1 protein-coding gene is annotated in these 13,942 nt (G+C 64.5%); it reads left to right on the top strand.

What is annotated here, in order from left to right:
• Positions 1–96: 96 nt before the first annotated feature.
• Positions 97–13,914, top strand: a complete 13,818-nt coding sequence (locus AWB69_RS47680) for an SDR family NAD(P)-dependent oxidoreductase (protein WP_062085602.1) — start codon at positions 97–99, stop codon at positions 13,912–13,914.
• Positions 13,915–13,942: the final 28 nt, after the last annotated feature.

Below are 13,942 nucleotides of genomic sequence, written 5' to 3'. Positions count from 1 at the left end.
CGGCGACGGAAGGAGCGCGAGGCCGCGCGGCGGAAATCATCAATGCAAGCGCGAGCGCCCCGTGCAGATGGGTCTCGCGCCAATGAGAGCTGATACATGATGGATTTCATCGAGTATGTCGTGGCGGAGTTAAAGGTCGGGCGGTTGTCGAGGGACAACGTGCTCGATTTGATCAAGCAGTTCTCGCTGAACACGGACGCCGCGGGCACGCAACCGTCCGTGTTGCACCCGCTGCTGCATCGAAACGTGTCGGATATCTATCGCCAGTGCTACGGGTCGTCATTCGACGGCACCGAGTTCTTCCTCAATGATCATCAGGTGGTCGCCGACGGGCAGGCGAGCGTCAAGGTGCTGCCGGGCGTGGCTTATCTGGAGATGGTCCGGGCTGCTGCGGCCGATGCCATCCCGGAGCTCTCCGGCGCCGATGGGGTTCAGCTCGACGACGTGGTATGGCTCAAGCCCATCACGGTGAGCGAGCGCAAGGACGTGCTGATCGTCCTCTATGCGGCTGATGCGGTGTCCTCCGCCTCCGGTGCGCTTGCGATCGAGTTCGAGATTCTCGGAGTCGAACCAGGCGCCGATGACGAGGACGAAGAGGTTGTGCACTGCCGCGGCGTGCTCAAGCGGGCAACGCGCGACGTGCCTGAGCGCATCGATCTCGAGGCATTGCGCGCGCGCATGGGGGCGGGCCGGCTCGACGCGGGCGTTGTCTATCCGGCCTATCAGGCGATGGGCATGCGTTTCGGTCCCGCGCATCAGGCCGTGGAGTGCATTTTCCAGGGAAATGAGGAACTGCTCGCGCACCTGCGGCTGCCTGCGACTCTCGACGGCACGCAGGACGCCTACGTGCTTCATCCGAGCCTGACGGACGGTGCGCTGCAGGCCGCGATCGGGTTCCTGGGCGATTTGCGGCAACTGCCGAACCGGCCGTCGCTGCCGTTCGCGCTTGACGTGCTGCGTGTCGTTGCCGCTTGCCCGTCGCAGATGTACGCGTGGATACGGCGCTCGCCGGGCTCGCGCCCGGGAGACAAGGTCAGCAGGCTCGACATCGATCTGTGCGATGGAGAAGGCAACGTTTGCGTTGAGCTGCGCGGTTTCGCTTCGCGCACGCTTGGGGCCGACGCTGCGCTCGCGGCGCGCGAGAAAGGGCTTGTCCTTGTCGTCGCCGCGCCCGTATGGCGCCCGAGTGCGCTTGCCGCGCAGCAGACGACCTTCGCCGCCCGGCATCACGTGCTGTTGTGCGATCTGCCCGCAGTGTCAGCCGACGAGCTTCGGGCGGCGATGCCCGAGGTTGCGTGCCGCGATCTCGCGGCGCACGCCGCGAATGTAGCCGATCGCTACACTGCATCGGCGTTGGCCTTGTTCGATGCGATCCGCTCGATCATGTCCGACTTGCCGGAGGCGGGCGCATTCATCCATCTGGTGGTGGCCGACACGCTCGATGGCAGGCTGCTGGCCGGATTGTCGGGTTTGCTGAAATCGGCTGCGCTCGAGAACCCTGCGCTGCAAGCGCAACTGCTGCTTGTCGGCGAACGCAGCTCGGTGCAAGAACTGGCGGCTCATCTGCGCTGGGAAGCGCGTCAAGGGGCCGACGCAATGGTCCGTTATGCGCAGGGCGTGCGTCATGCGCTCGCCTGGGAAGAGCTTGATGACGATGGGAAAGAGGCGCCCATTGCCTACAAGGATCACGGCGTCTATCTGATCACGGGCGGCCTGGGCGGGCTGGGGATGCTGTTCGCGAAGGAGATCCTGCAGCAGACGGCGCATGCCAGGATCGTGCTGACGGGCCGCGCGGACTATTCGTTAGCCGTGGGCGACAAGCTCAGCGCGCTGGCGCCCGATGCCGCGAGTCGCGCACGGGTGTTCTACAGCAGCCTGAACCTGATGGATGCGGCCGATGTGTGTGAGGCAGTGGCCGGCATCGTGAAGACTCATGGTCGTCTCGACGGCATCTTGCATGGTGCGGGGATGATTCGCGACAGCCTGCTCGCGACGAAGAGCGCCGGGGATTTCGCGCATGTGCTGGCGCCGAAGGTATTGGGTACGGTCAACCTCGATCTGGCGAGCCAGCATGTGGAGCTCGATTTCCTCGCGCTCTTCTCGTCTGGCGCCTCGGTGGCGGGCAATGCCGGACAGGCTGACTACGCTGCCGCAAACGGCTTTCTCGATCAGTTCGCCAGCTATCGCAACGGGCTGGGCGAACGCGGCTTGCGCCGCGGCCGGACGTTGTCGATCAACTGGCCGTTGTGGCGCGACGGCGGTATGCGCATGCCCGAGCGCGATCAGCAAGTCATGCGCGAGGTGGGCGGGATGGAGGCCATGCAGACGAGCGTCGGCATGACTGCGTTTTACCGGGCTCTGGCGTCGTCGCAAGCGCAGACTGTCGTCATCGCGGGCGACCTTCGGAAGATCCGCGCGATTCTGCATGGCGAGCCGATCGCACCGGGCGTGCAGGTCGCCGAACAATCGGTTGATCCGGCTGTCCCCGCGCCTGCGCCTGTCGATCCGGCGGCGCGCGATCTGAGGGGTGAGACACAAGACTATCTGCGCAAGCAGTTCGCGGCACTCTTCAAGCTGCCGCGTCACAAGATCGATCCGCACGCGTCGCTCGACAAGTACGGCATCGATTCGATTCTGGCGATGGACCTGATTCGCCAGCTTGAGAAGACCTTCGGGCCGCTCTCCAAGACGCTCATGTTCGAATACCAGAGCGTGGATGAGCTGACCGACTACTTCATGCGCTCGCACGCTGCCAGGCTGGTCGAGTTGTTCGCGGCGCCGGCTGCGGCTGCAGTGGGCCCGCAGCAAGCCCGGATCGATTCGCAGGCACCGCAAACGGGCGCGCGGCGGCGTGCGCCGCGCGGCTTCGCCCCCGTCGCTGCCGCCAAGGCCCGCGCGGGTGTCGTGCACGATGAACCTATCGCCATCGTCGGCTTAAGCGGGCGCTACCCGAAAGCCGTCGATATCGACGCTTACTGGTTGAACCTGAGCAACGGCGAGGATTGCATCACGGAAGTCCCGCCTGAGCGCTGGGACTGGCGCGAGTACTACAGCGACGATCGCAGCACGCCCGGCGCCCATTACAGCAAGTGGGGCGGTTTTATCGAAGGCGTCGACGAGTTCGATCCGCTCTTTTTCAACATCCCGCCGGTGGACGCCGAGTTCATCGATCCACAAGAGCGCCTGTTCCTGCAGCATGCGTGGATGGCGATCGAAGACGCCGGCCAAGCGCGCGCGAGCCTGCAGATTCCGCACGAGTCCGGCCTTGCTGGACAAGTGGGTGTGTATGTCGGCGTGATGTACGGGGAATATCAGCTCTTCGGCGCCGAAGCCAGCCTGCGCGGCCGGCGCATTGGCGTGCCGGTCAGCTACGCCAGCATTGCGAACCGCGTGTCCTATCTGCTCAACCTGCACGGGCCGAGCATGACGGTAGACAGCATGTGCTCGTCGTCGCTCACCGCGATTCATCTGGCGTGCCAGGACTTGAAGCTCGGGCGCACGTCGCTTGCGATCGCGGGCGGCGTCAACGTCACGATCCATCCCAACAAGTACCTGATTCTCAGCGCCGGCCAATACATTTCGAGCGACGGCCACTGCCAGAGTTTCGGCGAGGGTGGGGACGGCTACATTCCGGGCGAGGGCGTCGGAGCAGTGGTGCTCAAGCGCTTGTCGGAGGCCGAGCGCGACGGCAACATCATCTATGGCGTGCTCAAGGGCAGTGCCTTGAACCACGGCGGCAAGACGAACGGGTACTCGGTTCCCAATCCGAAGGCGCAGGCCGGCGTCATTCGCCAGGCTTTGAAGGAAGCGGGTGTTGACGCCCGCCATGTCAGCTACATCGAAGCCCACGGCACCGGCACCCGGCTCGGAGATCCTATCGAGATCACCGCGCTCAATGACGTGTTCCGCGAATACACCGGCGAGCGGCAGTATTGCGCGATCGGGTCGATAAAATCGAACATCGGCCATTGCGAATCGGCAGCCGGCATCGCCGGACTGACCAAGGTGCTGCTGCAGATGAAGCACCAGATGCTCGTGCCGTCGCTGCATTCTTCGGCGCTGAACCCGCATATCGATTTTGCGTCTTCGCCTTTCGTGGTCAATCAGACGCTGCGCGCTTGGGAGCAGCCGGAAGTCGACGGGCGGCGGCAGCCGCGGATCGCGGGGCTTTCCTCGTTCGGTGCCGGTGGTTCGAACGCGCACCTGGTCATCGAGGAGTATTTGCCGCCTGCGCGCGATGACGGTGCCGCGCCGCTCGGGCAAATTTTGGTTCCGCTCTCGGCTAGAACGCCGGAGCGCCTGAAGCAAAAGGCGCGCGAGCTGCTCGCATGGATCGAGCGGCGCAAAGAGGCCGCTGGCGAGCCGGCAATCGATCTGCCGTCGCTCGCGTACACACTGCAAATCGGCCGCGAGGCGATGGATGCGCGTGCGGCTTTCATCGTCGATTCGGTTTCGCATCTGGCTGAAAAGCTTGGGGCGTATTGCCGCGACGAGCAGGACATCGAGGACTGCTTCAGCGCCCAGGTGGGAGAGGACCAGGACGGCTTGTCGGCGCTCAGCCACGATGAGGACATGATCGAGGCGGTTGACAAATGGATCGCCCGCGGCAAGCACTCGAGGCTCGCCGAGTTGTGGGTCAAGGGCTTTGCGCTGGATTGGCGCAAGCTGCACGGCGCACGCAAGCTGCGCTTCATTTCGCTGCCGACCTATCCGTTCGCCAAAAACCGTTACTGGATCGCGAACCAGGCCGGCACGGGCGCGCTGCAGGCCGCGGCGAGTGCGGCGCTGCATCCGCTGCTGCATACGAATATCTCGGATCTGTTCCAGCAGGGTTACGCGTCGCAGTTCAGCGGTCACGAGTTTTTCCTCGCCGATCACCAGATCGATACCGGCAGCGGCGCGAAGCGCAAGGTGCTGCCGGCGGTGGCCTACCTGGAAATGATGCGCGCGGCGGCCGATCTCGCCGTGCCGACGCAGGGCGAGCCGCGCGTGTGGGAAATCCGCGATGTGGTTTGGTCTCAGCCGGTTGTCGTGGACAAGCCGACGCGCGTATCGGTGCTGTTGTCGCCGGCGGGCGAGGGTGGCGTCGAATTTCGCGTGATCAGCGTCAACGAGGGCGCCGAGGAGCCCGTCGCGCATTGCAGCGGACAAGCCGTGCTCGCGCAATTGCCGGCTGAGGTACGCACGCACGACATCGAAGCGCTGAAGGCCCGGATGAGCCGCGGCACGCTTGACGCTCGCGCGCTCTACGGTGCCTACCGGACAATGGGTATCCATTACGGCCCCACGTTCCAGGGTGTCGCCGCGATCCATCGTGGAGAGGATGAGCTCATCGCCGAGCTCGCCTTGCCGGGCAGGCACGACGACGGCGCGTTCGTGCTGCCGCCGGGCCTGATGGATAGCGCATTGCAGTCATCGCTCGGCTTGATCGACGACCTGACTCACCTGCCTCGCGCGCCGTCCGTTCCGTTCGCGCTGGACGCGCTCGTCGTACTGTCTGCCTGCACGCCGCGCATGTTCGCCTGGGTTCGCCGCGTGAGTGGCACCGAGGCGCGCAATGGCATCGTCAAGATCGATATCGACCTGTGCGACGCAAACGGCAACGTCTGCGTTTGCCTGCGCGGCCTGACCTCGCGCGTGATGCAAGACGGCGCGGCACAGAGCCGGATCGGCGCGCTGATCGCGCAACCCGTATGGGAGGCCGTCGCTTCCGACGCCTCCGCTTTGCTGCCCGCCAATGAATATCGAACGCATCAGGTCGTGCTTTGCGATCTGCCGAATGTCGATGCGAATCGGCTGGTTGAGCGGATGCCCGGCGCGAAGGTCGTGCGTCTCGAGCTGGCCGATGCTGACGATATCGCCGGGCGTTATCGCGTCGCCGCGCTCGCTTGCTTCGACGAGCTGCAAGTCATCCTCAAGCAGCAGCCTCGGGACAAGGTGCTGTATCAACTCGTGATCGGTGGCGGCGAACATGCGTTGCTGGCCGGTCTCGCCGGCCTGATCGACACTGCGCGTCTGGAGCAGCCGAATTTGTGTGCGCAACTCGTGCTGACCGAGGCGTCGGCTGACGAGAGCATGATCGCTCACCAGCTACAGCGCGCCCGTCATAGTGCGGCCGAGTCGCTGCTCAAGTTCGATCGCGGCGCCCCGAGCGGCTTGCGCTGGCAAAACGAGACCGTACGTGAGGCGAACCCCGCAGCGTTCAAGGACCAGGGCGTCTACCTGATCACAGGTGGCCTGGGTGGCTTGGGGTTGCTGTTCGCACGGGAAATCCTGAGCCGCGCGCAAGGCGCAACGGTCATCCTCAGCGGGCGCTCGGAATTGAGCGAAGCGCAGCGCACGTCCCTGGCTGCACTGGCAAGCGAGCTCTCCGTCGCGCCCGAGTGCATTGTCTACCGCAAGCTGGACGTGGAGCGGCTCACCGAGCTGGAAGCGCTGGTCGCAGGCATCATCGCGCAGTTCGGTGCGCTCACCGGCGTGATCCACAGCGCCGGCATGGTCCGCGACGGTCTCATCGTCAACAAGACTGCCGAACAATTTACCCAGGTGCTGGCACCGAAAGTTGCCGGCACCGTGCACCTCGATCTGGCGACCCGGCATCTCGAACTGGACTTCCTCGCGTTGTTCTCTTCGCTCGCCGCGGTGCGCGGTAATGTCGGCCAGGCCGACTATGCGGCCGCGAACGGCTTCATGGACCGGTTTGCGGCGCACCGCAATCGCCTGGTCGAGGCGGGGCAGCGACACGGCCGCACGCTCGCGATCAATTGGCCGCTGTGGCGCGACGGCGGCATGCACATGGATGCGGATGCCCTGGCGATGCTGACGCGGGCGTCAGGCATGGTAGCCATGCAGACGGCGACGGGTATCGACGGTTTCCATCAAGCGCTGGCTTCGCAAGCGGGGCGGGTGTTGGTCGTGGAGGGCGACGTCGAGCGGCTCGCGCGATTGCTGAGCGGCCCCCGCGCGCCAGCGCCAACGCCTGCGAGCGCCGATGTTCCTGTGCCCGCTGAGCCGGGCATGGACACCCATAGTGACGAGCGCGCATTGCGGGAGGCCGCGCAACGCTATCTGATAGGCGAGTTCTCCGGCGTGCTGAAAGTGCCGGCGCATGAGCTGGACGCGCGCGCGCCGCTCGAGCGATACGGCATCGATTCGGTGCTGACGATGAAGCTGACACAGCAGATCGAAAACCGGTTCGGCGTGCTGTCCAAGACCTTGCTGTTCGAATACCAGACGATCGCCGCTCTTGCCGGCTATCTGGCGCGCACATTCCCGCAGGCTTTGCGCGACAGGGCAGACGCAGTGGCGCCGCGGACCCCGGCCGAACCATCGCGGCTGCCGCCAACGGCGCCGGGCGCACTGCGTCTTGCGCCCTCAGGCGTGGCGAAGGCTCGCTTCGCCGCGCCGACTGCAGAGCGCGGTGGCGACGTCGCCATCATCGGCATCGCGGGCAAGTATCCGCAGGCTGACAATCTGCGTGAGTTTTGGGAGAACTTGCGCAACGGCCGCGACTGCATCACGGAGGTGCCGCGCGAGCGCTGGGATCACGCGCGCATCTTCCATCCCGAGCGCAATCAGCCAGGCAAGACCTATGCGAAGTGGGGCGGCTTCATCGACGGGGTCGATCGATTCGATGCGCTCTTCTTCGGCATCTCGCCGAAAGAAGCCGAACTGATGGACCCGCAAGAGCGTTTGTTCATCGAAACCGTATGGGAGACCATCGAGGACGCGGGCTACGGCAAGGATGGCATGAAGGAGCACAACGTCGGCGTCTATGTCGGCGCGATGTGGGGGCAGTACGAGCTTTATGGCGTGAGCTCGGGGGACGCCGGCGTGCCGAGCTCGTCGTTCGCCTCGATCGCCAATCGCGTGTCGTACTTCTTCGATTTCCACGGGCCGAGCCTGGCCCTCGACACGATGTGCTCGTCCTCGCTCACGGCGATCCATCTGGCCTGCGAAGACATCCGCAAAGGCACCGTTGACGTGGCGGTCGCGGGCGGCGTGAATGTTTCGATCCACCCGAGCAAGTACGTGAGCTTGAGCCAGGGCAACTTCGTCTCGACCGACGGCCGCTGCCGCAGTTTTGGCGCAGGCGGCGACGGCTACGTGCCCGGCGAGGGTGTGGGCGCGGTGCTGCTCAAGTCGTTGGATCGGGCCATCGCCGACGGCGATCAGATCCACGCTGTCGTGAAAGCCGGTTCGATCAATCATGGCGGCAAGACCAACGGTTACACCGTACCGAACCCGGTTGCGCAGGCCTCGCTGATTCGCGAGACCTTCGAGAAAGCGCGGATCGCACCGCAGAGCATCGACTACATCGAAACGCACGGAACCGGCACTTCGTTGGGCGACCCCATCGAGATCACGGGACTGGTTCGGGCATTCGCTCACGCGTCGGGCGGCGCGCAGAACCGGCAGGAGAACTGTCCGATCGGCTCGGTCAAATCGAATATCGGCCATCTCGAGTCGGCGGCCGGCATCGCCGCGCTGACGAAGGTGGTGCTGCAGTTCAAGCACGAGCAACTGGTGCCGTCGCTTCATGCCGAGACGCTGAACCCGCATATCGATTTCGACGCCACGCCGTTTCGCGTGCAGACGGCGCTCGAGGACTGGAAGCGCCACGATGGCCAACCGCACCGCGCCTGCATCAGCTCGTTCGGCGCAGGCGGCTCGAACGCGCATCTGATCGTGGAAGCCTTTACCGACCCGCGTGTGTCCCCGCGCGCAGCCGGGCAGCCCGAGGCTTTCCTGATTTCGGCCAGGAGCCGGACGTCGCTTGTGGCTTATGTCGAGAAGATGCTGGCCTTTTTCGAAGAAGATCGCGACCTGTCATGGCGCGACATCGCCTACACGTCGCAAGTGGGTCGCACGCCCATGCAGGAGCGGCTCGTCGTGCTTGCCGCCAGCGCGCAAGACTTGCGCCAACAGCTGCTGCAATGGCTGCGCAATGCCAGCAGCAGCGCGAGCGCACAGGCGCTGGAGGATGTCTACGAAGGCAGCACGCGCGGCGCACAAGCCGGCGCGAGTGCGCTGATCGAAGGCGATGCCGGAGATGCCTTCCTGCGCCTCACGCTTCAAAAGCGCGACCTCGCCAAGCTCGCGAAGCTGTGGGTTTCGGGCGTTGAAATAGACTGGGCGCAGTTGCACCATGGAGCAGGTGCGAGGCGTGTTTCGCTGCCCGGTTATCCGTTCGTGAGGGAGCGGTACTGGATTGATGCGCAGCCTCATCTTCCGAGCGATGGCGCCAGCCACGCCGAGGCTGACGCGGTCCAGCCGCCTCAGCTGCTGCATTATCGAACCACCTGGCACGCGGCTCACCTGAGCGATCTGGACGCCGGGCGTCGCATGACGGGCGCGCTGCTCTTGCTGGATGTCGGCGACGAGCTGGCTGCCGAGATGGTGCGAGCCCGCGAGGGGCAGGCGGCGGTCGTGGTTCAGAGCACGGCAAGCTACGCTCAGACCGGACCTGACCGGTTCACTGTCGACCCGGCGAGCGAAGCCGATTTCGATCGGCTGATGGACGTTTTGCAACAGAGCGGCTTGGTACCGCAAGCCATTGTCCACCGCGCGCTTGACCACGGTGGCATCGATCGGCAACTGGACCAGGGCGTGGGCACGCTGCACGGCCTCGTCAAAGCGCTGATGCACCGCAAGCCGCAGCACACCGTGCATATCGTGTCGTTGCAATGGCGCACACGTGAGTCAGGCGATGGGGCGCTGCACGCCGCGTTGGGAGGCTACCTGCGCAGCCTGGCCCACGAGCACCCGAAGTTTGCCGGCAAGACGGTTGTCATCGGCGACGTCGTATCGGTTGCCGAGATTGCGCAACGGGTGTGGGCTGAACTCGGCGACACGCGCTGGCGTGACCGGGAGATCCGCTACCTTGCCGATGGCAAACCGGGTGGCTCGAGCGTACGCCGTCATGTCAGGCAGATCGAGCGCTACGTGCCCGCTCGTCGTGACGCCGCTGCAAACACGCTCATCAAGCACGGAGGCGTCTACCTCGTGACCGGCGGCCTCGGTGGCCTCGGCTATATCATCAGCACGCACCTGGCGAAGAGCTGCCGCGCCAAGCTGGTCCTTACCGGCCGCTCGGCGCTCGATGCCGAACAGGAACGCAAGTTGGCGAACCTGCGAGCACAAGGGGCGGACGCGATCTACCTGCAAGCCGACGTGTCGGCGCGCAGTGACGTCGATGCGGTGCTCGCCGGGACGCGACGCAAGTTCGGGCGGATCAACGGCGTTATTCATAGCGCGGGCGTGCATCGCGACGCGCTTGCGTTGAACAAGACGCGCGAGCAGATGGCATCCGTCTTCGCCGCCAAGATCACGGGCACGGTCCATCTCGATCTGGCGACGCGTGAAGAGCCGCTGGACCTGTTCGTGCTGTTTTCCTCGATCGCCGGCGTGTTCGGCAACGCGGGCCAGACCGACTACGCCTACGCGAACCGCTTCCTCGACGAGTACGCCGACGCTCGCCAGGCGCTGGTCGGCTTGGGGGAGCGCCACGGCAAGACGTTGTCGATCAGCTGGCCGTTCTGGGAAGACGGCGGCATGCGGATAGCGCCGGCTGAGCTCGACTTGATGCGTCGTCGCACCGGCACGAGCCCGTTGCCGACCGACCTCGGCCTTGAAGCCTGGGAGAGCGCACTGCGCTCGCCGCTCTCACATTGCATCGTGCTCTTTGGCGACGCGTCGCGAATCGATGCCTACGCTACGCCGGGGCCATCGGGCAAGGCAAGCGCGGCTGAGGCTGGGGCTGAGGCTCACGCTGATCGCGCGCTCGACGTGCCGTATCGCGCAGCGTCAGACGATCAGTCGCTGAAGGAGGCGACCGAGGGCTATCTGAAGGCGCTGCTGAGCAACGAGATCAAGCTGCCTGTCGATCGCATCGATGCCGAGGAGCCCTTCGATTCCTTCGGTGTGGATTCGATGATGATTGGCCGGATGAACAGCGCGCTCGAGCGCGACCTCGGCGAATTGCCGAAGACGCTGTTCTATCTATACGCGAGCATCGACGAACTGGCGAGCTACCTGAGCCGGGAGGCATCGCGTGCGCTGATTGCGCTATTGAAACCGGCGCCGCGCGAAGAGGCCAGCGTTCCGGCGGGGCGCCCCGCGGAGCAATCGAACCCGCGCGCCGCCATGGTCACGGCGCCGGACGAGAAGATCGCCATCATTGGCTTGCACGGCCAGTTCCCCGGCGCGGCCGATCCGGCTGCGTTCTGGGAGCATTTGAAGGAAGGTCGCGATCTGGTCAGTTTGGTGCCTGAGACGCGCTGGGACGCGCACGCGTTTTTTGATGAAGACCCGGACAGCGCGAAGAACGGCAAGATCTATAGCAAGTGGGGTGGCTTTCTCGACGACGTCGACAAATTCGATGCGCCGTTTTTCAGCATCGCGGCCGACGATGCACGCGTCATCGACCCGCAGGAGCGCTTATTCCTGCAATCGGTCTGGGCCGCTATCGAGGATGCGGGTTACACGCGCGAGAGCCTCAAGCAGCGCTTTCCCAAGAGCGAGAGCAAGAGTGCTGACGTAGGCGTGTTCTGCGGCGTCACGACCAACTCGTATAACGTGCTGGCCCCGCAAGAATGGCTGCGCGGCAACATGGCCGCGCCGGCCTCGATGCCCTGGTCGATCACGAACCGCGTGTCGTACGTGTTTGATTTCCAGGGGCCGAGCATGCCCGTCGACACCGCGTGCTCGTCGTCGCTGGTAGCAATGCATCTGGCTTGCGAAAGCCTCAGGCGCAGCGAGTGTCAGGTGGCGATCGCCGGCGGCGTGAACCTCTACTTGCATCCGTCCAAGTACCACGCGCTCTGCCACCGGCGCATGTTGGCGCGCGGGGCGCAGTGCCGAAGCTTCGGCGCTGGCGATGACGGTTTCGTGCCGGGCGAGGGCGTGGGTGCCGTGGTGCTCAAGCCGCTTTCCAGGGCGATCGTGGATGGGGATCGTATCTACGGCGTCATTGCCGCGAGCGCTTGCGAGCATAGCGGACGCTCCAACGGCTATTCGGCCCCGAACCCGAACTCGCAGGCGAGCCTGATCGCGCAGACCATGCGCAAGGCTGACCTGCATCCCGAGTCCATCAGCTATGTGGAAGGGCACGGCACGGGGACACAGCTTGGCGACAATCTCGAAGTGGCCTCGCTCAGCCGGGCGTTCCGCGCTCACACGGACAAGCAGCAATTTTGTGCCTTGGGCTCGGTGAAGTCGAATGTCGGCCACTCCGAGTCCGCAGCGGGCATCACCGGCGTGACGAAGATCCTGCTGCAATTCCTGCATCGGCAACTTGCGCCGACGCTGCATTCGCGCGAAGTCAACCCGAACATCGATTTCGATGGATCGCCGTTTCGATTGCAGCACGAGCTGACGGCTTGGGAGCCGGCGGCCGGCACGCCGCGGCGCGCAATGATCAACTCGTTCGGTGCCGGCGGCGTCAACGCCTGCCTGATTCTGGATGAGTACGTGCCGGCCGGACGCACCGTTGCGCCGAGTGACGGCGCATTGCACCTGATCGTGCTGTCGGCGAAGAACGAGCAGAAGCTGCGCGAAGTGGCCGGGCGTTTGCGTGCGCATCTCGCGAATGAGGCTGACGCCGATCTGGCGGCGCTGGCCTACACGTTGCAAACCGGACGCGAGTCGTTCGAAGAAAGACTTGCCATCGTCGTGTCACACCGGGATGGGTTACTTCGCGAGCTGGAGACCTTCTGCGAAGGCGCGCAATCGTCCGCGGCGCTGCTGCGGGGCCGGGTCGAGCCGCATCGACGCAAGAAGATTTCGCGCAAACCAGAGGAATACGATCGATTGAAATCGTTGCATGTGAATGGCGGGTGGCAAGCGCTCGCGAAGGAATGGATCGAGGGACAGGAGATCGACTGGAACGGTTTTCATGCCGAGCGCCCGGCCAAGCTGTCTTTACCGACTTATCCGTTTGCGAAGGAGCGCTACTGGGTATCCGACGCAGCGCCGCGGCCAATTCCGGCGGCACGCCCGCAGGCCGTGCTGATCCAGACCCAACTGCATCCCTTGGTATCGGAAAACGCTTCGACACTGAAAGAGGTGTGCTTCTCGTCGTGGCTGTCCGGCGACGCCTACTACGCGCGGGACCATCGTGTGAACGGCAAGATGATTTTCCCCGGTGCAGGGTATCTGGAAATGGCATGCGCGGCCGGCACCATCGCGGGTGAACAAGCGGTCGTGGTTATCGAGGACATCGTGTGGAACCAGCCGTTGCCGCTTGCCGCTGGCCGGCAACTGGTCAAGACCGTGCTGAAGCTCAACGGAGACAACGCCGGGTACGTGATCGTCTCGTTCGACGAGGACGACGAGCGCATCGTGCATTCGGAAGGGCGGCTCGAGTTTGGTGCGAGAAGCCGGCGCGGTGACGAGGCGCCCATGGCGATTGCCGCGTTGAAGGCGAAATGCAGCAAGACGTTGCAAGGCGCGGTTTGCTATCAACAACTGGAGCAGTTCGGCTTCCGATATGGGCCGAGCTTCCAAACCATAGATGAGCTGCATCTGGGTGCTGGTTTTGCGTTATCCAAACTGCGGGTGGCTGATGCGCTCGTGGCCGACTTCGAGCAGTACCACCTGCATCCGACGCTGATCGACGGAGCACTGCAGACGGTGCTCGGCGTGGCCGGCGAGGGGCGCCCGGACGTACCGCATCTGCCTTTCGCGTTGGGCAGGGTGGAAATTTTTCGACCGCTCTCGCCGAGTTGCTACGCGTACGTCGAGCCAACGCCCGGCACCGAAGCGCATCCATCTGGCATCAGGCAATTCGATATTCGGCTCATGAACGAAAGCGGCGAGGTGCTCGTGAAGCTGAACAAGCTTTATGTCAGGGCGCTTCTCAAGGGACCGGCAGGTCGTTCCGACGAATTCGACAACGCACTGATGATCGATTGAATGACGAAGGATACGAAAGACAAGCGAA

It is taken from the genome of Caballeronia udeis (assembly GCF_001544555.2).
In the GTDB taxonomy this organism is placed as follows: Bacteria; Pseudomonadota; Gammaproteobacteria; order Burkholderiales; family Burkholderiaceae; genus Caballeronia; species Caballeronia udeis.
This window is presented reverse-complemented; position numbering and strand designations above follow the sequence as displayed.

Coding starts and splice junctions, on each gene's coding strand:
- AWB69_RS47680 (WP_062085602.1), top strand. CDS start 97: ATGATGGATTTCATCGAGTATGTCGTGGCGGAGTTAAAGGTCGGGCGG.